This is a genomic window from Salinibius halmophilus (genome assembly GCF_003577475.1).
GTDB classification, from domain to species: Bacteria; Pseudomonadota; Gammaproteobacteria; order Pseudomonadales; family Natronospirillaceae; genus Salinibius; species Salinibius halmophilus.
In genome coordinates this window covers 51,952-76,536 of sequence record NZ_QPEP01000002.1, presented here as the reverse complement: position 1 = coordinate 76,536, position 24,585 = coordinate 51,952, and the positions used below count along the sequence as shown (strand labels likewise).

At 49.4% G+C, this 24,585-nt stretch carries 15 protein-coding genes; 12 read left to right on the top strand and 3 right to left on the bottom strand.

The genetic code is table 11. The annotated features are described in order from the left end of the window. Nucleotides 1-9: 9 nt before the first annotated feature. The 6 genes from nusA (at nucleotide 10) to pnp (ending at nucleotide 8,793) form a co-directional block, all read left to right on the top strand. The gene (nusA, locus tag DUW71_RS01935; protein WP_119393554.1) at nucleotides 10-1,509 is read left to right on the top strand and encodes a transcription termination factor NusA; all 1,500 of its coding nucleotides are present in this window, start codon (nucleotides 10-12) and stop codon (nucleotides 1,507-1,509) included. Nucleotides 1,510-1,528: 19 nt separating this feature from the next. Further along, entirely contained in the window at nucleotides 1,529-4,270 is a 2,742-nt protein-coding gene (gene infB, locus DUW71_RS01930) for a translation initiation factor IF-2 (protein ID WP_119393553.1), read from the top strand. Between the two features lie 15 nt (nucleotides 4,271-4,285). Further along, nucleotides 4,286-4,663: a 30S ribosome-binding factor RbfA gene (gene rbfA, locus DUW71_RS01925; protein ID WP_119393552.1), complete on the top strand. Its 378-nt coding sequence runs from the start codon at nucleotides 4,286-4,288 to the stop codon at nucleotides 4,661-4,663. Between the two features lie 322 nt (nucleotides 4,664-4,985). Next, entirely contained in the window at nucleotides 4,986-5,843 is an 858-nt protein-coding gene (gene truB, locus DUW71_RS01920) for a tRNA pseudouridine(55) synthase TruB (protein ID WP_119393551.1), read from the top strand. Nucleotides 5,844-5,936: 93 nt separating this feature from the next. Beyond that, nucleotides 5,937-6,206, top strand: coding sequence for a 30S ribosomal protein S15 (rpsO, locus tag DUW71_RS01915; protein ID WP_119393550.1), 270 nt, complete (start codon nucleotides 5,937-5,939; stop codon nucleotides 6,204-6,206). Nucleotides 6,207-6,669: 463 nt separating this feature from the next. Next, the gene (gene pnp / locus DUW71_RS01910; protein WP_119393549.1) at nucleotides 6,670-8,793 is read left to right on the top strand and encodes a polyribonucleotide nucleotidyltransferase; all 2,124 of its coding nucleotides are present in this window, start codon (nucleotides 6,670-6,672) and stop codon (nucleotides 8,791-8,793) included. A gap of 91 nt (nucleotides 8,794-8,884) precedes the next feature. Here pnp and DUW71_RS01905 read toward each other — a convergent pair whose 3' ends face one another. Together DUW71_RS01905 and DUW71_RS01900 are read right to left on the bottom strand one after the other, a co-directional pair. Then, complete coding sequence (locus DUW71_RS01905; protein WP_158583833.1) at nucleotides 8,885-9,670, bottom strand: replication protein P; 786 nt, start codon at nucleotides 9,668-9,670, stop codon at nucleotides 8,885-8,887. After that, nucleotides 9,564-10,301, bottom strand: a complete 738-nt coding sequence (locus tag DUW71_RS01900; protein WP_119393547.1) for a DnaT-like ssDNA-binding domain-containing protein — start codon at nucleotides 10,299-10,301, stop codon at nucleotides 9,564-9,566. Before DUW71_RS01900 ends, DUW71_RS01905 begins: the two co-directional genes overlap by 107 nt. Nucleotides 10,302-10,401: 100 nt before the next feature. On the opposite strand from DUW71_RS01900, the gene DUW71_RS01895 reads away from it, so the two are divergent. From DUW71_RS01895 to DUW71_RS17650, 5 genes are all read left to right on the top strand, one after another. Beyond that, nucleotides 10,402-11,280: an ABC transporter ATP-binding protein gene (locus tag DUW71_RS01895; RefSeq protein ID WP_119393546.1), complete on the top strand. Its 879-nt coding sequence runs from the start codon at nucleotides 10,402-10,404 to the stop codon at nucleotides 11,278-11,280. Next, a complete protein-coding gene (locus DUW71_RS01890; RefSeq protein ID WP_233546004.1) occupies nucleotides 11,273-12,283 on the top strand; it encodes an ABC transporter permease in 1,011 nt (336 codons plus the stop codon). The genes DUW71_RS01895 and DUW71_RS01890 overlap by 8 nt, the downstream gene beginning before the upstream one ends. Nucleotides 12,284-12,291: 8 nt before the next feature. Beyond that, nucleotides 12,292-13,257: a M15 family metallopeptidase gene (locus DUW71_RS01885; protein ID WP_158583832.1), complete on the top strand. Its 966-nt coding sequence runs from the start codon at nucleotides 12,292-12,294 to the stop codon at nucleotides 13,255-13,257. Nucleotides 13,258-13,475: 218 nt separating this feature from the next. Beyond that, nucleotides 13,476-16,706: a glycosyl hydrolase family 18 protein gene (locus tag DUW71_RS01880; protein WP_119393544.1), complete on the top strand. Its 3,231-nt coding sequence runs from the start codon at nucleotides 13,476-13,478 to the stop codon at nucleotides 16,704-16,706. Between the two features lie 1,322 nt (nucleotides 16,707-18,028). After that, nucleotides 18,029-18,967: a hypothetical protein gene (locus DUW71_RS17650; protein ID WP_199671126.1), complete on the top strand. Its 939-nt coding sequence runs from the start codon at nucleotides 18,029-18,031 to the stop codon at nucleotides 18,965-18,967. 10 nt (nucleotides 18,968-18,977) lie between these two features. Here DUW71_RS17650 and DUW71_RS01870 read toward each other — a convergent pair whose 3' ends face one another. Further along, nucleotides 18,978-19,235 carry a hypothetical protein gene (locus DUW71_RS01870; RefSeq protein WP_158583828.1) on the bottom strand — a complete coding sequence of 86 codons (258 nt, stop codon included), beginning with the start codon at nucleotides 19,233-19,235 and terminating at the stop codon, nucleotides 18,978-18,980. Between the two features lie 3,192 nt (nucleotides 19,236-22,427). On the opposite strand from DUW71_RS01870, the gene DUW71_RS01850 reads away from it, so the two are divergent. Further along, nucleotides 22,428-23,366: a hypothetical protein gene (locus DUW71_RS01850; protein WP_199671124.1), complete on the top strand. Its 939-nt coding sequence runs from the start codon at nucleotides 22,428-22,430 to the stop codon at nucleotides 23,364-23,366. The last annotated feature ends 1,219 nt before the right edge of the window (nucleotides 23,367-24,585 follow it).

Below are 24,585 nucleotides of genomic sequence, written 5' to 3'. Positions count from 1 at the left end.
GGCGTTTTGATGAGCAAAGAAATCCTGCTGGTCGTTGAGGCCGTGTCGAACGAAAAAGGTGTCTCGAAAGAGGTTATCTTTGAAGCGATTGAAGCTGCGTTGGCGACAGCTGCCAAAAAGCGCTTAGATGACGACGATGGTGAACCCGACGTTCGTGTAAGCATTGATCGCAAGACTGGCGAGTACACAACCGTTCGTCACTGGCGCATTGTGGATAATCAGTCTGTACCTGAGCTTGGTACCGAGCTGACGCTGCAAGAAGCCGAAGAGATTGATAAGTCACTACAGCCAGGTGATACCTACGACGAGCCAATGCCAAATGCAGAGTTTGGCCGTATTGCTGCGCAAGCGGCAAAACAAATTATTGTGCAAAAAGTACGAGATGCTGAACGTCGCAAGGTAGTAGAAATGTACCGTGAACGCGTTGGTGAGTTAATCAGCGGCACGGTTAAAAAAGTTACACGTGACAATATTATCATCGACCTGGGCAACAACGCTGAAGCCGTGTTGCCGCGTGACCAAGTGGTCGGTCGTGAAACCTTCCGCATAGGTGACCGAGTGCGGGCGGTGCTGCAAGAAATTCGCGCCGAAGGCCGAGGTCCACAGTTGCAGCTAAGCCGCTCAAGTAACGAGATGTTGGTTGAATTGTTCAGCATCGAAGTGCCTGAGATCCAAGAAGAAGTCATTGAAATTCGCGCTTGTGCACGGGATGCCGGCTCACGTGCCAAAATTGCTGTGCACACCAATGATGGTCGCATCGACCCAATTGGTGCTTGTGTTGGTATGCGCGGTGCGCGTGTACAAGCCGTTTCTGGTGAACTAGGCGGTGAAAAAGTAGACATCGTACTTTGGGATGACAACCCTGCACAGCTAGTGATCAACGCCATGTCACCTGCTGAAGTGGTGTCGATCGTTATGGATGAAGACACTAACACCATGGATATCGCGGTTAAGCAAGACAACCTTGCTATGGCGATTGGTCGTTCAGGTCAAAACGTTCGCCTAGCTTCAGAGTTGACTGGCTGGCTGATCAACGTGATGACTGAAGAAGAATTTGCATCTCGCCAACAGGAAGAGGCCGGTGCGTTAATCAGCATGTTTGTGGATAAGCTTGACGTAGATGAAGAGCTTGCCGAAGTGCTGGTTGAAGAGGGCTTTACCTCTTTAGAAGAAGTGGCTTATGTGCCGCTTGACGAAATGCTAGCGATTGAAGGATTTGAAGAAGACCTAGTAACGGAAATTCGCAAACGCGCGAAAGACGTTTTGCTAACTCAAGAATTAGCTGACGAAGAAACGCTGGAACTGAGCGAACCGTCTGAAGAACTTCTTGAATTGCTGAATATGGATCGCCATATGGCAGCTGAGCTAGCGAAACTAGGCATTATTACTGTTGATGACTTAGCCGAGCAGTCTATCGACGACTTGATGCCTATTGATGATATGGATGAAGAGCGTGCTGGCGAGATGATTATGGCCGCGCGCGCCTCATGGTTTGAAAACGAAGAGTAATACAGGGGATATTTAATTTATGGCACAAGTGAGCGTTAAAGAACTTGCTGCATCAATAGGCACCCCTGTTGATCGCTTGCTGACGCAAATGTCGGATGCAGGTCTTCCACAGAAGGCTGAGTCGGATGCGGTAAGTGATGAGCAGAAAGAGACACTGCTGGCACATCTTAAAAAAGCACACGGCGATGAGGCGGGTGCTGCACCTAAGAAGATTACGCTGAAGCGCAAGAAAAGCACTCAGCTGTCTACCGGTAAGTCAAAGGTTAACGTTGAGGTGCGTAAAAAGCGCACTTACGTTAAGCGTGAAACTCCAGCAGTTGAAGCCGCAGAAACGGAAGCGCCTGTTGATACACCAAATACGTCTGAACAGCCGGTTGAACAGCCGGTAGCAGAAGCGAAAGCAGAGGCTAAGCCGGCAGCGAAAGCAGCAGAAAAAGCCCCAGCTAAGCCTGCTTTGGATAAGCCGTCTATCGACAAGCCTGCGATGCCTAAAGCGAAAGCCGCTAAAAAGCCTGTTGTCAGCGCTGGTGGTTCAGCAGTAGCTGGTGTGAAGGTTGCTAAGAAGAAGTCGAAAGAAGAGGAGCTGCCAACAGCACGCGCTGCCAATGCATCGCCTATTGCTAGCGTGAAGGCTACGAAGAAAGTAGCAGATGAACCTGTTGCAGAGAAGCCAGCACCGGCAGAGAAGAAAAAAGAAAATCGTCGCCCTAAGCCAGCTGCCACGGCACCTGTGCAAAATGCCCCAGCTGATGGCCCAGCACCGGAAAAAGCCAATACCAAGAAGCGCTCGCAGTCTCGTAACGATGAGAACCGTGGTCGTGATGATGAACGTGGTAAGAAGGCGGCCGGTAAAACCAAGCTAAAAGGCGCAGGCAAACATGGTACCCGTAAGCAACAAGTAATGGGTTACATGGACGAGGACGGCGGCATGCGCGGTCGTCGCAAGAAAAAAGGTGCTGATAAGAGCCGTGATCACCAGTTTGAAAAGCCGACGGCACCGGTTATCCGTGAAGTTGAGTTAGGTGAGTCGATTACCGTACAAGACCTTGCTAGCCAAATGTCTATCAAGGGTGCAGAGGTAATTAAATCGTTGTTCAAGATGGGTGTGATGGCCACCATCAACCAGATTCTTGATCAAGATACAGCGATTTTGGTCATTGAAGAACTTGGTCACAAGTACAAAATTATCGACGAAAACGAAACTGAAACGGCTTTGACCGATCAGTTAGTGTACGAGGGCGAAGCCAAACCTCGTGCGCCTGTTGTGACGGTAATGGGTCACGTAGACCATGGTAAAACGTCATTGCTTGATCACATTCGTGAAACACGTGTGACCTCAGGTGAGCATGGTGGTATTACCCAGCACATCGGTGCATACCACGTTGAAACACCGCGCGGCATGGTGTCTTTCTTAGATACCCCAGGCCACGCAGCATTTACTGAAATGCGTGCGCGTGGTGCTCAGTGTACAGACGTTGTGATTCTGGTTGTGGCAGCCGACGATGGTGTGATGCCGCAAACCGAAGAAGCCATTCAGCATGCTAAAGCCGCAGGCGTTCCGATTGTTGTGGCAATCAACAAAATGGATAAGCCATCAGCGGATCCAGATCGTGTGATCAATGAGTTGGCACAGCGCGATGTGGTGCCTGAAGATTGGGGTGGCGACACTCAGATGATCAAGGTGTCTGCGCACTCTGGCTTGGGTATCGACGAACTTCTAGAAGCAGTATTGCTGCAAGCTGAGCTACTAGACTTACAAGCACACGATGAAGGCCCAGCGCGCGGTGTGGTGGTTGAAGCCTCGCTAGACAAGGGCCGTGGTTCGGTTGCAACGGTACTGGTACAAGAAGGTCAGCTAAAACAAGGCGACGTTGTACTAGCTGGTACCAGCTATGGCCGCGTTCGTGCGTTGCTAGACGAAAACCGCAAGCCAGTTAAATCAGCTGGTCCATCTATCCCTGTAGAAATCTTGGGTCTTGATGGTTCGCCAAACGCTGGTGACGACTTCATGGTTGTTGAAAACGACCGTCAGGCGCGTGAAGCGGCTGAAGAACGTCGTCAGAAAGCGAAAGAGACCGAGGTTGCTCGCCAGCAAGCTGCCAAGCTTGAAAATATGATGGCAAACATGGGCTCTGCCGAAGCGGCTAACTTGAACGTGGTACTGAAAACCGACGTACGTGGTTCGTTGGAAGCGATCTCAGCAGCGCTATTGAAGCTATCTACCGACGAAGTGAAGGTAAATATCGTTGGTGCCGGTGTTGGCGCAATTTCTGAATCGGATGCGAACCTGGCGATCACAGCCAATGCGGTAATCTTCGGCTTTAATACGCGTGCATCAGGTAAATCACGTGAGGTAATTGAGCAGAACGGCATCGATCTGCGTTACTACAACGTCATCTACAACCTGATCGACGATGTGAAAGCGGCAATGTCGGGCATGCTATCGCCTGAACTGCGCGAAGAGATTGTTGGTCTAGCCGAGGTTCGTGATGTGTTCAACTCGCCTAAGTTTGGCCAAGTAGCCGGCTGTATGGTGATTGAAGGCACCATGTACCGTAACAAGAAGATTCGTGTACTACGCGACGACGTTGTTATCTACGAAGGTGAGCTAGAGTCTCTACGTCGCTTTAAAGATGACGTACAAGAAGTTCGCCAAGGTATGGAGTGTGGTATCGGCGTTAAGAACTACAATGACGTGAAAGCGGGCGATAAGATCGAAGTATTCGATGTCAAAGAAATCGCACGCTCGATCGACGACTAATAGTGGTTAACATCTATGCCTAACGGTTATAAACGTACCGACCGAGTTGCCGACCAGATCCGTAAGGATCTGGCTGGCATTATCCAGCGCGAGGTGAAAGATCCTCGCCTAGGTTTGGTCACTATCAATGATGTTCGCATCAGCAAAGACCTGGCTTACGCTGACGTGTATTTCACTTGTTTCGCTATTAATGGCGACGACGAGTCAGAAAAACACATCGCAGAGGTTGAGCAAGTGTTGCAGAAAGCGGCGAGCTTCCTGCGCCACCAGCTAGGTCAAGGGCTAAAAATTCGTGTCACACCAGAATTGCGTTTCCAGTACGATCGAGTGATCGAAACTGGTTCGCAAATGGATTCTTTGATTCGCCAAGCGCGGGCAAAGGACAGCGAATAATTAGCCTAGCTAATATCAAATATCTTTCAAACGGGCGTCATGCCCGTTTGTTGTTTTTGAACTGCTGTCGGCGTTCAAGTATTTGAAACAGGGCTGGGCACGGTGCACTTGTTTTTCGGCACGGCCGCAAGTACATCCCTGTAGCCTCGGCACCTGCGTCCTGCAGGTGACGGCCTCAAACAAATACACCGAACCCAGCTATGCTGTTTCAAATACTTGAACGCCTAGCGGGACAGCGCATCTATAGGTAGAGGTTGCCTTGAGTAAAAAATCTACAAGACAGCATATTCATGGGGTTATCTTGTTGGATAAGCCGCATGGTATGAGTTCAAATGCAGCACTGCGTAAAGTTCAGTGGCTGATTAATGCTAAGAAGGGGGGGCATAGTGGTGCGCTTGATCCCATTGCAACGGGCATATTGCCGTTGAGCTTCGGTGATGCCAGTAAGTTTTCTCAGGCTTGGTTAGAGTCAGATAAAACCTATGTTACCGATATGCAGCTTGGTGTGGTGACTGACAGCTACGATATCGAAGGTGAAATTGTCGCCCGCAATAATGTGCCCAGTATTACCTTAGAGCAAGTTCAGGCGTTGCTCGATGCGCACTTCACTGGTGCTATAGAGCAAACGCCACCGGCGTTTAGCGCGCTAAAAGTGGATGGCAAGCCATTATATGAACTGGCTCGTGCTGGAGATCCGAGAGCGTTAGAAGAAATGGCTAAAAAGCGCCGTACCATTACCGTTTTTCATGCCAAGGCCCTATCACTCGATGGTGATATGCTAAAGCTCGAATACAAGGTGTCAAAAGGTACTTATATTCGCTCACTGGTACACGACCTTGGCCAATTACTCGGCTGTGGCGGGCATATTCAAACCCTGCGCCGCATTCAGCATGGCCCGTTTACCATTGACCAGTGTGTTGATTGGGACGCAGCGCTTGCGCATGCCAAGGATTATTTGCAACCAATCGGCACTGGTATTAACGCGCCAAAGTTTGTTGTTGGTGAGCAATTTATTACGCCTATCATGAATGGCAATCCAATCAAGGATGAGCGCTTCGCTGGCGAGGCGGGTACCTACCAATTGCGCGATGTAAATGATCGCTTCCTTGGTTTGGCGGAAGTTTCATCAACGGGGGAGGTAAAACCCCGTCGATTAGTTCAGAAAGATGCGTTATCATAGCGGATCTTAGAAATACTTCTAAGTTTGTGGTCGCTGTTAATGTGCACGGCGAACCATGGATTATTCGCACATTAATGATATTGAGGTTTTACAATGGCTCTATCAGCTGAACAGAAAAACGCGATTGTTGCTGAGTTTGCACGTGGTGAAGGTGACACTGGTTCTCCAGAAGTTCAAGTAGCTCTGCTAACACACAACATCAACGGTCTTCAGTCTCACTTTAAAGATCATAAAAAAGATCACCACTCACGTCGTGGTCTGATCCGCATGGTAAACCAGCGCCGTAAACTGCTGGACTACCTAAAAGGCAAAGACGCAGCTCGTTACGCTGATCTGATCAAAAAGCTGGGTCTACGTCGTTAATCCAGTTTTCGCAAAAGGCTCCTCTTCGGAGCCTTTTGTTTATTACCAGCCTCAACGCTTGATTCAATGACACTGGTTTAATTTCAGCTAATCCCAGCTATACTGGTATGTCGTTGTATTCGTCTGTTTATTTGTGTGAATTAGATTGGCTGAGTTCACTCAAATAAGTAGATGTAAACTATCTACTTTAGGCCTCACACAATTTAAAACCGCTCGAGGCGAAAACAAGGCGGTTTGAGAAAAGTTGATTCGAATAGTTAAAGCGCCATTAACTTAAAGTACACGCTTGTTGCTCCTTGGACTGCAAGAGCACTTTAGTAAATGGCGCATTGTACGAATAAACTTTTCAACCTAAGCCAAGTGCGAGTGCTTCTAACCATTGGCCCCTTTGGGTTAATGCTTAGAAGCGCTCGGTTTAGGACACAATAGTAAGAACTAATCCGAAAAAAGATTAAGGAAATATATGATCCCTAAGGCTTCAACTAAAACTTTTAAGTTTGGTCAACATGACGTTACGCTAGAAACTGGCCGCGTTGCGCGCCAATCTGATGGTGCCGTGATTTGTACCATGGGTGAAAGTGTTGTGATGGCAAACGTAGTATTCGCCAAAGCAGCCAACCCTGATGCGGGTTTCTTCCCGTTAACCGTGAACTACCAAGAAAAATACTATGCTACCGGTAAAATCCCAGGTGGCTACAATAAGCGCGAAGGCCGCCCGTCAGAAAACGAAACCTTGGTGTCTCGTTTGATCGATCGCCCAATTCGCCCACTATTTCCTAAAGGTTTCATGAACGAAGTTCAGGTAACCTGTACGGTTATCTCAGCTGGCACCACTGAAAACCCAGATATCTGCGCAATGATTGCTGCCTCTGCTGCACTAGCCATCTCAGGCGTACCATTTGCTGGACCTATTGGCGCGGCGCGTGTTGGTTTTGATGAAGATCACGGCTATTTGCTAAACCCTAGCATCGAAGTAACTGAGTCTGGCTTGTTAGACATGGTTGTGGCAGGCACGAAAGACGCTGTGCTAATGGTTGAGTCAGAAGCAGATGAGCTAACCGAAGACGAGATGTTGGGTGCTGTGCTATTCGCTCACCAAGAGATGCAAACTGCGATTGCTGCAATTAAAGATTTTGCTGCAGAAAACGGTAAGCCAGCGTTTGAGTTCGTTCCACCAGCAGAAAACGCTGAGCTAATCGCTCAAGTTGAAGCTGCATACGGTGCTCGTATTGCTGAGGCGTATAAAATCAGCGAGAAAATGGCGCGTTACGATGCATTAGGTGAATTACGTGATGCAGCAGTTGAGCAATTAGCCAATGAAGAAGCGGGTGTTTCTTCTGATGATGTGAAGAAAGTATTTGCTTCACTAGAGAAGAAAACCGTGCGCCGTGCAGTGGTAGCCGGTGAGCCGCGTATTGATGGCCGAGACACCAAAACAGTGCGCCCAATTACCGTTGAAGTCGACGTATTGCCAGGTGCTCATGGTTCTGCATTGTTTACCCGTGGTGAAACACAGGCACTGGTTGCCGCGACGCTTGGCTCTACTCGTGATGCCAAAATGGAAGACTACCTACACGGCTTAAAGCACGAGCACTTTATGTTGCACTACAACTTCCCACCTTATTCAGTAGGTGAGTGTGGTCGTATCGGTTTTACTAGCCGTCGTGAAATTGGTCATGGCCGACTGGCAAAACGTGGTGTGGCAGCAATGATGCCATCAACTGACGACTTCCCGTACGCGATCCGTGTGGTGTCAGAGATTACTGAATCGAACGGCTCATCTTCTATGGCATCAGTATGTGGCTCGTCTCTTGCACTTATGGCGGCTGGTGTACCAATGCGCGCTCCGGTTGCTGGCATTGCAATGGGCTTGGTAAAAGAAGAAGACGGCTTTGCTGTACTGACAGACATTCTAGGTGATGAAGACCACCTAGGTGACATGGACTTCAAAGTAGCCGGTTCTCGTGAAGGTATTACTGCCCTGCAAATGGATATCAAGATCGAAGGTATCAATGAGCAGATTATGGAAACCGCACTAGAGCAAGCGCTTGCTGCCCGTTTACACATTCTTGATGAGATGGACAAGGTGATCACTGGTTCGCGCGAAGAGTTGCCAGAAAATGCCCCAACGACCAAAACCATCCAAATCGACTCTGACAAGATTCGTGACGTAATCGGTAAAGGTGGTGCAACCATTCGTGCGCTGACCGAAGAAACTAAAACGGATATCGATATCAGTGATGATGGCACCATCCGTGTGTATGGTCCTTCTGCAGTGGAAGTGAATGCAGCACTTGAGCGCATCAAAGGCATCACAGCTGAGCCAGAAATTGGCACAGTATACGCTGGTAAAGTGGTTAAGCTTGCAGACTTCGGTGCATTTGTTGCATTCCTTGGTGGCAAAGAAGGTTTGGTACACATTAGCCAAATTGCCGATCGTCGTATCGAGAAAGTTGCTGACGAATTGAAAGAAGGCCAAGAAGTGGTTGTCAAATGTTTAGACATCGACAACCGTGGTCGTATTAAACTATCAATTCGCGAAGTATCGGATGATGAGAAAGCAGCACTGGAAGTTGTTGCTGAATAAGTTTATTAGAGACTAAATATGCAAAAGCGCGGCGAAGTCCGCGCTTTTTTTTGCCTGTAGAGTTTTGTAGCAATCTAGAGAAGCGTAAAAGCTAAGCAGGTAACTGAAACTCAAACCCCGCCTGTTTAAAGGCCTGCTGCGCTTTATCGCGCAGCAAACTACGGTAGTTACCAGTGCTTTGCAGTAAATAACCAAGGTACTGGTAACCCAAACCCTCTGGAATGCCAAACTGCTCAATGATTTGCTCTATTTGCTCATAAGCCGTCAGTGAACGATTGTCAGGCAGGGCCGGCGCTGGCTTGGGTAAGTCGAAATGTTCGCCACTGCGGTATCGCGACATTAGCCGTTGCCATGCATTTTCAAAATCTGGCCAGGTTCGTTGCTCCGCTTCCGTTTGCAGGCGCCAAAAGCCAACGGCTGTCGCTGCATGGTATATCACTGGATGTGACCAGTTGAAATCTACCGGTGCAGTACGACAGCGGCAGGCCTCTTCGTAGGCCGAGCGCGCAGACGGCAAACCACTGGCAACTTCTAGCAACTTAAGAAACTCAGCAATCGACGGCGGCCAAGCCATATTTCGCTTGCAGTGCTCAAGTGCGTTTTCGACAGCAGGTGCGCTAAACGGAGCAAGTGCTAAGGCCCACTCACGCTTAGTGCGGATCATGGCTTCTTCACTATTGCCAAACGCCTGCTCAAATTTGTTGCCATAAATCGCCCGCAAACGCGCGAACACCATATTGGTTAGAATTTTGGCGTTATGAGTGAGTCGGCTACCAGTCTGTGTCGAAGATGTCGTCGAGTCTTGCTCTAACGCGCTCTCGTTCGCTTCGGTGATTTGGTTCAGTGGCGGTATTCCGTTGTTGCTGTTGTTGCTCATCCACCCAGCCTCGTTTAACCCAAGAAATAAATCGGCTTTCAAAACCGCCCAATGTGCCTTTTTCTAAATGCCACATAACAAATGCATCCCGCTGTGCTAGGGCAAATGCCTGTGGGATTTGTTGATGCGATAGCATAGTAAGCGTGGTTGCACTTGGTTGCCAGTCTTCGGCAATGGTTTCATTGCGCTTTGCATGAGCGCTATCTTCTGGCGTGTCGGTGCTACCCTCGTCATTCGACTCGGAACTAGACTGTTGCCAAGTTGCCCAGTCTTGGCGATTTCGCGAGCGCGCTGCATTGCGAATTTGTTGTGCAGAGTTGGCAACCGCTTGTTGCAGCCGCTCATTTGCCGACAAGCTTGCTTTAGCTTGGCGTGCCTCAAAACTAAAATAATAATAAGACTGATGCTGCGAGCATTGCAGCAGTCCTGCGTCCTCGAGTGCTTCAATTAAATCCGCAAGCGTTTCTAGGTCGAACGGTAAGCGATGCGCGAGTTCGCTTTCACTGAGGCGTAGCTGATTCTGCTGAGGTGAAAGTGCATGCCACTGCTGCAATTGATGTAATAAAAGTGCCGCCTCCACACCAAGTTGGCGTGCCAGCGATAATGGCAAGGTTAACCACTGTTCTGTCATATGCCCTCCTAGGCGGACACTATACCACTCATTCATCTTGATTGATGCCATTCACAAGTAAAACCAGTTAGACTTGCTGGCGATAAACAAAAGGGTTTCTATGACTTTTGCGATTGAAGTAAACAACCTAGTGAAGCGCTTTGCTAAGGTCACGGCTGTGGATGGCGTCGATCTTCGCATTCCGCATGGTATTTGTTTTGGGTTGCTGGGGCCTAACGGGGCAGGCAAAACGACTACCATCGAAATAATTGAAGGCATTAACGCACCCTGTAGTGGCAGCGTTAGCATATTGGGTGAGCCTGCAAGCCCAAAATTGTATGAACGCTTGGGTATTCAATTTCAGCAGACTGCCTTGCCCGACCATTTAACGGTGCAAGAAACCCTAAATATGTTCGCTGCCTTGTACCAACATACTATGCCTATGGCAGAGTTGATTGCTATATGTGAGTTGCAACCACTGCTAACCAATGATGCACGCCGGTTATCTGGTGGTCAGCGTCAACGCTTATTATTAGCCCTAGCGCTGATTAACGACCCTGATATTGTGTTTTTAGATGAACCAACGACTGGCTTAGACCCCAATGCTCGACGTTTGTTTTGGTCATTGATTGAGCGAGTAAAAGCGAAAGGCAGAACCATAGTGCTGACCACGCATTATATGGAAGAAGCTCAGTCTTTGTGCGATGAGATCGCCATTATGCAAACGGGTAAAATCATTGCTCAGGGCGCGCCGTTTGACTTGCTTAAACAGCATTTCGACGGTGTGTTAGTGCGTATTCCGTTAACTGAGCTGCCAGCAGAACTGCCACTCGATTATCAACGCCATGCCGATTACATTGAAATCGCGACCACTGATGTAAGCCAAGTACTAAGTACATTGATGGCGCAGAAGGTTAATCTGGCTGGCCTGCAAGTGGTAACGCCAACACTTGAAGATTTGTTTATTAAGTTAACCGGGGCGGGGCTTAACGATGATTAAAAGCTTCTATGCCGTGTTTGCTGCGCGCAACCGTGAGTTTCTTCGTGATCGTGGCTCATTAATGTGGAACATCGTTTTCCCGGTGATGCTCATTGCCGGCTTTGCCGTTGCTTTTGGTCGCGATGTGCCATCATTTCAAATTGGTGTGTTAAGCCAGTTAGATGCCTATGCAAACCCTCCGGCCGTGATGTCGATGTCGAATGTTGCTAAGGTTTATTACAATACTGAGCTGGAAGCGGTTGAGCTGCTTCGCCGTCACCAACTAGACCTGGTTGTGGATTTAGACCAGCGCAAATATTGGGTAAATGAGGAATCCTACGATAGCGAGATGTTGGAAACCTTGTTGGTGCTGCAAGATCCAACCTATCGCCGCTCGCCGGTTGTCGGCGAGCCCATTCGCTATGTTGATTGGGTCATTCCTGGCGTGTTATCGATGAACATAATGTTTGCTAGCCTCTTTGGTGTTGGTTATGCGCTGGTACGGTATCGTAAAAATGGCGTACTAAAGCGCTTGCGCGCAACGCCGATAAAACCCTTGGCCTTTATTGCCGCCCATATGGCATCCCGCTTGTTGATTGTGATTTGCGTGTGCAGTGTTTTGTTGGTCGGTGCTAAACTTACGATTGATGTGCAAATTTTAGGCTCATTGTGGTTGCTGTTATTAATCGCAATTTTAGGTGGGCTTAGCTTAATTTCGCTAAGTATCGCTATGATTGCTCGCGTGCGCAGCGAAGAGTTTGCTAGTGGTTTAATTAACCTAACGAGCTGGCCAATGATGCTACTGTCTGGCGTATGGTTCCCGTTGAGCAGTGCACCAGACTGGCTAACCAATTTGTCATATTTGCTACCCTTGTCGCATATGGTTGAAGCAGCCAGAGCTGTTATGACTGAAGGGGCGAGCATTGAGCGCATCTATTGGCACTTGGTAATATTAGCAATCATGACTGTATGTTTTATGCTTTACTCCGCCAAGTTTTTCACTTGGGATAGTGATCATCGTTGAGGCGAGCTGTGGATAGAAGAAGATTTATTAAAGGCATTTTGAGTGGTGCCATGATTTCGCTAAGTGGTACTGTGCTATATCGCCACTTTGGTCGACAAACGCCCGAGTGGATAGAGCGCAACATCACGCTAGGGTTGCCGCATAGTCATCCGCACGACCATGACCCCTTGCCCTTTGCTGATGAACAACCCATTTTGGAAGATGGTGCAAGTCAGCCGGTAATTGGCAATGAACTTGAGCTGGACCCAATCTCGGATGAGCAACCCAGTTATCTTGCTAAGATTCAAAACTTTGATGCATCGTTCAACGATGACGTATGGCTAACCGAAAGCGAAAAAGCCATGCTTAATCAAACGCTCAAGCGTATTAACTCGGTAAAGAACACCATAGGATTTGGCAATTTTAACGTGGTGAGTTTTGATGAAGCTTTACGGTATGGCCGCAGCTTCTCATCGATCGGTGAGTTTACTGCTGCCGAAATCGAATTTATGGAACAGCTGTTCTACGACGATGTCAGTCGCTTAGGTTTTTTTGGTAGTCGCGTGACCGAAAACCTCACCGACCGAATTAAACTCAGTGATGTTGATAAAATACCGCGCACCGGCCATTACTTGTATAAAGGTGATCCACTAAATTTATATAACAAGCTGCGCGAGGATGTGGGCGATACCATCATCCTAACCTCAGGTGTGCGCTCGGTGATGAAGCAGTTCCAGCTGTTTATGAACAAAGTTGTTAGTTCCGATTACAATATCTCTCGTGCCTCTCGCTCACTTGCGCCACCTGCTCATACATTTCACAGCGTTGGTGACTTTGATGTAGGCAAAGTTGGTTTTGGTTTAGACAACTTCACTAACCGGTTTGCTGAGACGGAAGAATATCGGCGCATGATTGAGTTGGGCTATATCGAGATTCGCTATACCACCACCAACCGAGATGGCGTGCGCTACGAGCCTTGGCACGTGCGAGTATGACCCTAAGGTTTAGTTCTCAATTTTCTGTATTTTTTCTGTATGAAAATGGTTCCGTGAACGGATTAACAAAACGTAATAATTACCAGTGGGTAAGTGTTAATTCCTTCGCATAGTAGTTTTTCTACGCTCAATTTCACACAATCGTTGTGCCTATGATACCGGTTGTAAAGAGGCCGCTAAGGGTCCTCGGAGAGCAACACTACTATAGGAACAACAACATGAGTGCATATCGCTTAAAAGGCCTTGCATTCGCCGTGACAACCGCCGCAGCATTATCGGCGTGTAATGTTACGGTGGATGACGGTGGCAATGCGATTGGTTCGACACCAACGCCCACTGGGTCAGTAGACCCAACAACACCGGTTGACCCAACGACACCGGTTGACCCAACAACACCGGTAGATCCAACAACACCGGTAGACCCAACAACACCGGTTGACCCAACAACACCGGTAGATCCAACAACACCGGTTGACCCAACAACACCGGTTGACCCAACAACACCGGTAGATCCAACAACACCGGTAGATCCAACCACACCGGTTGACCCAACAACACCAGTTGATCCAACAGTCACACCAACCGTCACGCCAACTGATGTGCCAGTTACCTGTGAGGCGCCTGAGTTTGATGCCGCGGCTTGGGGTAGCTACAAAATTGGAGACCAAGTGACCTACGAAGGCGTTGTATATGAACTATACGCGCTTGGTCAGCAGTATCAGCCGCCATCCAGCAGCGCTGGTCAGAACTCATGGCGTGTTGCGACAGACTGCAGCACGGGCGTAGATCCAACGCAGCCAGTAGATCCAACCCAGCCAGTAGATCCAACGCAGCCAGTAGATCCAACCCAGCCAGTAGATCCAACCCAGCCAGTAGATCCAACGCAGCCAGTAGATCCAACCCAGCCAGTGGATCCAACACAGCCAGTGGATCCAACCCAGCCAGTAGATCCAACCAAGCCAGTCACGCCAACTGCTACGCCATTGCCAGGTACTGATGCAGCGCATCTTGAATGTAAGCCAGAAGGCTTGTGGTACACGCCAGAAGTGGTGCCACCATACTGTGATGTCTATGACCAAGACGGCCGTGAAAAAATGGGTGCCGACCACCCTCGCCGTGTAATCGGCTACTTCACTTCTTGGCGCAACGGCTACAAGTCAAATGTTGTAGGTGATCAAAACGTCACAACATTTAACCGTGATGTTTCATTCCTAGCACCGGATGCACCATGGAACAGCTTGACCCACATTAACTATGCGTTTGCGCATGTTGATGCCAACTGGGAAGTGTCTATTGGTAATCCACAAGACCCAGGCAACCCTGCTACGGGCATGACTTGGGATCAGCTAGGTCCAGAATTTGAAATGGATCCAAGCAAGCCATACAAAGGCCATTTCAACCTGTTGAACCAGTACGCTCAGCAAAATGATGTGAAGCTACTGCTATCTGTTGGTGGTTGGGCTGAAACAGGCGGTTTCTGGGGCGAAGACCCGACCGGTGCGCTACCAGAGTTCCCTGGTACGCGTAAGTTCAACGGTGGTTTCTACGAGCTTACGATCGATACTGCAACGGGCAATATAGCCTACGACCGAATTCAGAAATTTGCCGAATCGGCAGCACGATTTGTCAAAGAGTACGAGTTTGATGGTATAGACATCGACTATGAATACCCATCGTCTATGTCTGACTCAGGCAACCCGTACGACTGGGAAATATCTAATGCTCACCGCGGCAAGTTGTGGGAAGGCTACATGGTGCTTATGGAAGCATTACGTGTAGAACTCGACAAACAAGCACGCAAAGACAACAAGTACTACATGCTAACGATCGCCTCGCCGTCGTCTGGCTATCTGTTACGTGGTTTTGAGGGCTTCCAAGCACTGAAGTACTTAGACTATGTAAACATCATGTCTTATGACTTACACGGCGCGTGGAACGGCCATGTTGGTCATAACTCAGCGTTATACGATACCGGTAAAGACAGCGAAATTGCTGGTGCAGGTATTTACGACCTGTCGGGTGATGGCAAGTGGTTCAATGGCGAAGGTTATTTGAACATTGACTGGGCTTATAACTACTTCCGTACCATGCTAGCGGGCGGCCGTATCAACATTGGTTTGGCGCACTATACCCGTGGTTGGCAAGGTGTACAGGGTGGTGAAAATGGTCTTTGGGGTAAAGCTGACTTCCCAGATCCGAAGAACTGTCCACTAGGTACCGGCGATAACATGGGGCCTAACTCGATTTCAGCCGCGCCAACAGGCGGACGCCCTGCCTGTGGCTGGGGTGCTGAAGGCATTGACAATCTATGGTTCGACCGTGATGACGCTGGCAACGAATTGCCTGCTGGTGCCGGTCCACTATGGCACGCGTTTAACCTGCGCGATAACCTCACAATCGATTACCTTGCTGAAAACGGCCACGACACCACAGCTGACAAAACTAAATACGTAGGCAACTATGTGGAGTTTTATGATGACGTGGCACAGTCACCATGGTTGTGGAATGCTGAGAAGAGCGTGTTCCTCTCTACTGAGAACGAAAAGTCTTATGCTGCAAAAGTTCAGTACGCAATCGACCAAGGTGCCGGTGGTGTGATGTTCTGGGAGATGGCAGGTGACTTTGCTAAGCCAGGTACAGTGAATGCGCATGGCACAGTAAAAGACAACTACTGGTACGGCAGCACGCTTACAGATCTTGCTTACAACATGTTCAAAAACGCGTCGCCATATGGCATCAAGCCAGGCAACCCTGAGCATGTATTGCCAGAAAATGCAGTGGATGTTGACATTGACCTGGTTGGCTTTATGCCAAAGGGCGAAGACAACTACCCAATTCAGCCTGCGCTCGAGATTGTCAACAACTCTCAAGTTGATCTGACTGGTGGTAAGGTTCGCTTGCATTTGAGTAGTGCTGTGCCAATCAACCCTATTATGACTGATGCGAATGCCATGACCGGGCTGCTACGTCCATGGCGCGCGCCAACCGTGCCATCGGCAAATGTCGACTCAATTGCCTATAGCGTGCTTGAGTATGCCAATACAGGTACCGGTAACGTAGGCGGCTACAACGGTAAGTTCTCGGTAATCGAGTTAGACTTTGGTGCCAAGACAACACCGGTAAGCCTCAAGCCAGGTGAGACTGCTCGTCTTCCATTCAAGTACTTTATGCCAATGCCAGTACCACACAGTGTTGAGCTGGTTACGGCCGAAGGACTAGTGCTAGGGGTGGCAAACCGCTATAAAGATGGCGCGCCAATTGTTAGCGAAATTACCTGTGGCATGATGGATTACACCACCAGCACTTATACTGCGTTTGACCCAACGCTTTGGTATCACGGTGCCGGTGAACGTGTGACGTATAACAATCAAGTTTGGGAAGCAACCACTGCGACCAACAAGATTGATGCACCATCTGCACCAGCATGGCGAGTAGTGTGTGACTTTTAATTAAGTACAAACTGCATGCAACCAAGGCCCGTTCTTTCGAGCGGGCCTTTATTTGTTAATACCTGCTGTGCAGTTACACCACCTAAAGCGTTATTGCTCATGAATGTCGAATACATGCATTGCTTGCAATAACTAATGGGCTAGGTTCCGTGACACGATTAACAGATTGATAACAATACTAGTCAGCAAACGTTAAGCCCTCCGCAATTCGAGATATGGAGGCTCTTAAGTTGATAAAAACCTGCCTATGATTCTAGTTGTTAGGGGCACACGCCTCGGAGAACAACACAATTATAGGTATAACAAGATGAATGCATATCGCCTAAAAAGCCTCGCGTTCGCAGTAACCGCAGCGGCTGCTCTGTCAGCATGTAACTACACTTTTACGACAGATGGTCAGATAATACCAGGTACGCCAACGCCTTCTGCTGAGCCATCGTCTGTGCCAACAGCTGGTCCAACAGCAACGGCTGCGCCAACCGCTACGCCGACGACAGTAGTAACGCAAGCACCAACGGCTACGCCAACTGCGACGCCAACGTCTGTTGTAACGCAAGCGCCAACACCAACTGAAGCTCCGACTGCAACGCCAACGGCAACACCAACGGCAACACCAACGGCAACACCAACGGCAACACCAACGGCAACACCTGCAGTATGTTCTGAGCCTGTTTTTGTGAAAGGTGAAACCCAGCCTCAAAACGGCGAAGTTTACCAGTTCAATGGTCAGCTATTTAAAGCTAAAAACAACCCTGGTAAGTGGGAAGACCCTAAAGAAGGCTGGTTCTGGGAGTTAGTAGGTGACTGTGGCTCAACTCAGCCAACCGAAGCACCGACAGCAGCACCAACCGCTACGCCAACTGCTGGTGTAACAGCAACACCAACGGCTACCCCAACTTCAGTGGTAACGCCAACATCAGCGGTAACGCCAACAAAAGTGGTAACCCCAACAAAAGTGGTAACCCCAACATTGCCGCCAATTATGCCGGGTGAGCTATGCAAAGATCTGACGGTTTGGACAGATGGCACGCGAGCTAAACAAGGTGAGATATATGTTGTTGGCAACAGTGCGTATAAAGCAAAATTCGAAACGACCAAGGTACCAGGCAGTGAAGATTGGACATGGCACCTGAACTGTGATGGCACAGGTCAAGGCGAGCCGGCTATTCTATCTATGCCAAATCCAAAAGACCCAGTATTGCTAAAAGTAGCAGGTTGGCCGAACTATGTTGTGGCTGCTACACCTCAAGATTCAGCGCCGACTGTTAAGCCTGTAAGCATTGCTAATGTTGCAGACCTAAGTAGCATCGCTGGCNCAGTCAATGAAAGAAACCATCCGTTACAACGCTTGTGACGAAAACAACTGGTCAATCGGTACTGGTGACCCAGTAGACTACCCACTGAGCTCATCTTGTGGTCAGCTACAGCAAGACTACGCCAGCTATGGTGAAAACCCAGTAACCGGTGTTGATCACCCATACTCGTGCCCACGTGCACCGAAGATGGAAGTGACAGCGACCACGCACGCTGGTTGGTACGGTGCCCCGGCACCATTGTTCGCAGCCCCTGACGCAGTACTTGAAGAAGCTGGCATTCTAGTGAATGGCTCAGTCGGTTACTGGAACTTCGGCGGTGGCTGGTGTGGTGACATCCCAACCTCAATCGATGACACCAAGCAAGCTTGGGAGCGTGATACTTGTAAAGTATACGTTGGTCAGAAAGCGGGTGAATTCGTTCACAACGGCGCAGCTGGTAAATCAGTTGAAGGCTGTGGCTGGTGGGGCCGTGGTGTGATCCAGACAACGGGTCGCCAGAACTTCGGTACACTGAACCACTTCCTAGGCCGTTCACACGTAGACCCAGCAACCGTTGGTACTAACGTTGAAGGCATCAACGTTCGCCCAGCGCCAGCTGATCCGCTATACGCGAACCTGGATTTCTGTTCTAACCCGCAGTTGATCTGTACTTCAGAAGAGCATCCAGAGCTTAAGTGGATTGCTGGTCTGTTCTACTGGATGAACGATGTACAAGGTTACGTAGGTAATGGTGCCTATGCTGGCTGGGATTACAAAACTGAGATCCGCAACTATGTTGCCAATGGTCTAACCGGTACTGGTTTGATCGACGACATCTCAGGCATTGTAAACCGTGGTTGCCCAGACTCGACTTGCCCAATCAGCGGTAAAGTTGATGGCATTGAAGATCGTCAAGACAACTTCTTCCTAGTACTAGACAAACTAGGTGTGTCTTACACTCGCTAAGCCCTAAGGTTTAGATCATCAAAACCCGCTCATCGAGCGGGTTTTTTGTTTTATACATGTTGCCCGGTGCACAAAAACGCACCGTACAACCTACGATCTGGTTTTTATGATTGGCGTAGGTTTTACCAACCGGAGGTTTGGGAAACACATTGCGCACCACATCTTTTGCAATCAGTTTCAAAGCAAAAAAATAGTTAAATCTGATAATGATGTCACATGTTTGCAAAATGTTTGCCTTTTGTATCTGCTCAGAATTTATACTCGCCAAGTTAAATTCATTTAGAGATACAACACTATGCTCGGTGATAACAAATACAAATTACGAGCCCCTGCGCTTGCGATAGCCGTAGCGGCAATCGTAGCAGGATGCTCAGATAGCACGACGACAGATATGCCAGGTGGTCAAACGCTTCCAGGCAACGATGACCAAACTGTTGTAAGCGCGACACCTATTGTCACGTCGCCAACCATAACGGCTACACCAACAGAGTCTCCGAACACAACACCTACTGCAACGCCAACAACGCAGCCAACACAAATGGCTACGCCTACGACGGCGCCAACTAATGTTGTTAGTCCTACTCCGGTAGACCCTACTTCGGCACCTACAGAAACACCAACGCAAGCGCCAACGGCGACGCCAACAGCTAAGCCGACAGAAGCACCGACGCAAGCGCCAACAGCTACGCCAACAGAAACACCAACGGCAACAGCTACGCCAACGCAAGCGCCAACAGCTACGCCAACAGAAGCACCGACGCAAGCCCCAACCGCTACGCCGACAGAAACACCGACGCAAGCGCCAACGGCCACGCCAACAGAAGCACCGACGGAAGCCCCAACGGCTACGCCAACTCAAGTATTGGTGCCAACCACTACACTAATCCCAACGCCTACCACAACGCTAGTGCCATCGGTGACGTTAGTGCCAACATCTGTACCTGCATGTAGTGTTCCGGACTGGCAGAAAGGTACTTATAGTGGCGGAGATCAAGTTCAATTTGATGGTAATGTTTACGAGTGCAAACCACACCCTTATTCAGGTTGGTGTGGCATAGAAGCTTACAAACCCGGAGATAGCGCAAACTGGACGGATGCATGGGATGAAGTTGGACAGTGTGCTAGTGAGCCGGTAGTGACCACCGCCCCATCAACAACTATGGTGGTAACGCCAACAACAACTGGTGTGCCTTCTGCAACGCTAGTGCCTTCACAATCGCCTACGCCAACTCAGATTGCAACGCCAACCGCTACGCCAACATCAGTGGTAACACCAACGAAAGTGGTAACCCCAACATTGCCGCCAATTATGCCGGGTGAGCTATGTAAAGATCTGACGGTTTGGACAGATGGCACGCGAGCTAAACAAGGTGAGATATATGTTGTTGGCAACAGTGCGTACAAAGCAAAATTCGAAACAACCAAGGTACCGGGCAGTGAAGATTGGACATGGCACCTGAACTGTGATGGCACAGGTCAAGGCGAGCCGGCTATCCTGTCGATGCCAAATCCAAAAGACCCAGTATTGCTAAAAGTAGCAGGCTGGCCAAACTATGTTGTGGCTGCTACACCTCAAGATTCAACTCCGACTGTTAAGCCAGTAAGCATTGCTAATGTTGCAGACCTAAGCAGCATCGCTGGTCTACAAGCTGGTTTTGAAGCGGCAATCATCGAAGCGAAAAACGCGGGTTCAGCGACGGTATTGCTACGTTCAGACGTGCTAGACAGCATCGTATTCGACAAGGGTGCATCGCTTGGTGCCATCTCTGTTAAAGAAGCGTTGGATGCTGCTGCCGGTGCGACTGGAGTCACGCTATCTGGTGTTGATGCACTAGAAAACAATGCACGTGGTTGGGCGCAAGCACACAACCTAATCATGACGCAGCTAGCACCAAACGCAGTATTCGGTTGGGAACTAGAAATTGGTGAGTTCTCACAGAACTACCACACTGGTTACCGTTCAGTATGGGATTCAGCGTCGAAGTACGCATCTGACCTACTGTACAACTTCGGTCTATACGCCGGTGCCAATGCCGCTGACATCGTTGCGNGAGTTCTCACAGAACTACCACACTGGTTACCGTTCAGTATGGGATTCAGCGTCGAAGTACGCATCTGACCTACTGTACAACTTCGGTCTATACGCCGGCGCCAATGCCGCCGACATTGTTGCGTTCACTAAGCCAGCGAACACGCCAGCACTAGATGCTGACAAGTGGGACAACGCGCTACGCTTTGTTAAGCAAGTGTCTGACTTCGTTAAGACGCCTGCGATGCTAAGCTCAGTGCCTGCAGACCAAGCTGGTACTTACTTCCTAGGTGCGACCTCAGCTGAGCGTAAACTACGCCATGCGGCTTACCACAACGTATTTGCGGTATTGTTCGACGCTGACAACGCAAGCCTAGATGCGAAGATCAATGACTACATGTCTGCAACCATCCCGCTTTACAAAGAAGGTGATGGCAGCGCGATCGACACTAGCCTTGCGCTCACGTCAATCCAGTCGTTGAACAGCACGTTATTGTCGGTTGAGCAAACCATGAATAACGAAGCGTTCTTGTATGAAGTCACAGAGAACAACTACGCACCATCGACTGTTTACAAGTGGGCTGACTTCCTACAAGCATTGAGCTCAATGCACAACGTAGGTATCGCTGGTGAGCAACTATGGTTGTACGATGAAGGCCAAGACGAAGCCACCAACTCGCTGTATGCGAAAGTTGCGATTGCTGCGTTCCTTGCTNGACAACGCGCTACGCTTTGTTAAGCAAGTGTCTGACTTCGTTAAGACGCCTGCGATGCTAAGCTCAGTGCCTGCAGACCAAGCTGGTACTTACTTCCTAGGTGCGACCTCAGCTGAGCGTAAGCTTCGCCACGCGGCTTACCACAACGTATTTGCGGTATTGTTTGATGCTGACAACGCAAGCCTAGACAGCAAGATCAATGACTACATGTCTGCAACCATCCCTCTATACAAAGAAGGTGATGGCAGCGCGATCGACACTAGCCTTGCGCTCACGTCAATCCAGTCGTTGAACAACACGCTGTTGTCTATTGAACAAACAATGAACAACGAAGCGTTCTTGTACGAAGTATCGCAAGGCAAATACGCGCCATCGACTGTTTACAAGTGGGCGGACTTCCTACAAGCATTGAGCTCAATGCACAACGTCGGTATCGCTGGTGAGCAACTATGGTTGTACGATGAAGGTCAAGACGAAGCGACCAACTCGCTGTATGCGAAAGTGGCGATTGCTGCGTTCCTTGCTCAGTCAATGAAAGAAACCATCCGTTACAACGCTTGTGACGAAAACAACTGGTCAATCGGTACTGGTGACCCAGTAGACTACCCACTGAGCTCATCGTGTGGTCAGCTACAGCAAGACTACGCAAGCTACGGTGTGAACCCAGTAACTGGTAACGACCACCCATACTCGTGCCCACGTGCACCTNCAGTCAATGAAAGAAACCATCCGTTACAACGCTTGTGACGAAAACAACTGGTCAATCGGTACTGGTGACCCAGTAGACTACCCACTGAGCTCATCTTGTGGTCAGCTACAGCAAGACTACGCAAGCTATGGTGTGAACCCAGTAACTGGTAACGACCACCCATACTCGTGCCCACGTGCACCGAAGATGGAAGTAACAGCGACAACACACGCTGGTTGGTACGGTGCGCCTGCGCCATTGTTCGCAGCACCAGATGCGGTACTTGAAGAAGCTGGTTTGCTAGTGAATGGTTCAGTTGGTTACTGGAACTTCGGCGGTGGCTGGTGTGCAAACCCACCAACGTCAATCGACACCTCAAAGCAAGCTTGGGAGCGTGACGAGTGTCAAGTGTACGTGAACCAGAAAGCTGGTCAGTTCGTTCACAATGGTGCAGCTGGTAAATCAGTTGAAGGCTGTGGCTGGTGGGGCCGTGGTGTGATCCAAACAACGGGTCGCCAGAACTTCGGTACACTGAACCACTTCCTAGGTCGTTCACACGTAGACCCAGCAACCGTTGGTACGAATGTTGAAGGTATTGATGTTCGCCCAGCACCAGCAGATCCGCTATACGCGAACCTGGACTTCTGTTCTAACCCGCAGTTGATCTGTACGTCAGAAGAGCACCCAGAGCTTAAGTGGATTGCTGGTCTGTTCTACTGGATGAACGATGTACAAGGTTACGTAGGTAACGGTCAGTACGCTGGCTGGGATTACAAAACTGAGATCCGCAACTATGTTGCGGGTGGTCTAAACGGTACAGGTTTGATCGACGACATCTCAGGTATTGTAAACCGTGGCTGCCCAGACTCTACTTGCCCAATCAGCGGCCCAGTAGATGGCATTGAAGATCGTCAAGACAACTTCTTCCTAGTACTAGATAAACTAGGTGTGTCTTACACTCGCTAAGCCCTAAGGTTTAGATCATCAAAACCCGCTCATCGAGCGGGTTTTTTTTGTTTTATACATGTTGCCCGGTGAAAAAAAACGCACCGTACAACCTACGGGTGTTTTGTTCAAAAAAACCGCAAAAACTGACTAAAAGTGTTGAAAGCTATCCAAATGGATATCTAACTGAGAAGTAGGTCACGGTTTTGTTACAGCGAGGTAATTTTTTACATTCATAGAGACTAAAGTTGTATGGCTACCTTTAGGTACACCTAACAACAATAACAAGAGGCAGTCTTATGAAGTCTTCTTCAATGAGGTTGATCAGTGCAGGGGTATTCTTTGCAACTGTTTCAGCGATTTCTCACGCGGCGCCAGCATGGCAGCAAGGTACCGCCTACAAAGGTGGCGATCAGGTCACTAGCAACAACGGAATTTACGAATGTAAGCCTTTCCCTTATGAAGGCTGGTGTGGTCTGTCTGCCTATGAGCCTGGCATTGGCTTCGCTTGGACTGACGCTTGGTTATCAGTAGATGGCGTGGTTGACCCAACGCCGACGCCGGTAATTACTGCTACGCCAACTGCAACTGTAACGGTTGCCCCAACGGCAACTCCGACAGCAACTGCAACTCCTACAGCAACTGCAACTCCTACAGCAACTGCTACGCCGGTAGTAGGTACTTACCCAACGTTCGTGCCGGGTTCTACTAAGGCCAACAATGGCGAAGTATTTGAGTATGGTGGCTCTTGCTGGGAAGCTAAGAACAACCCAGGTGTGTGGGAAACGCCACGCGAAGGTTGGTTCTGGACTGAAGTAAGCTGTGGCACCTCTGTGACAGCAACGCCAACTGCTACGCCGACAGCAACTGCTACGCCAACAGCGACTGCTACGCCGACAGCGACTGCTACGCCGACAGCGACTGCTACGCCGACAGCAACTGCTACGCCAACAGCAACTGCTACGCCGACAGCGACTGCTACGCCAACAGCGACTGCTACACCTACAGCAACTCCTACGGCGACAGCAACTGCTACGCCAACAGCGACTGCTACACCTACAGCAACTCCTACGGCGACAGTTACGCCTACATTGCCGCCTATTTTACCAGGTGAGCTATGTAAGGACTTCTCTGTATGGTCGGCAGGTACAACTGCAAATGCTGGTGACGTGTACATCGACCCAGACAACACTAACACCGCTTATAAAGCTAAGTTCTACACGACTAAGAAAGCGGGCGA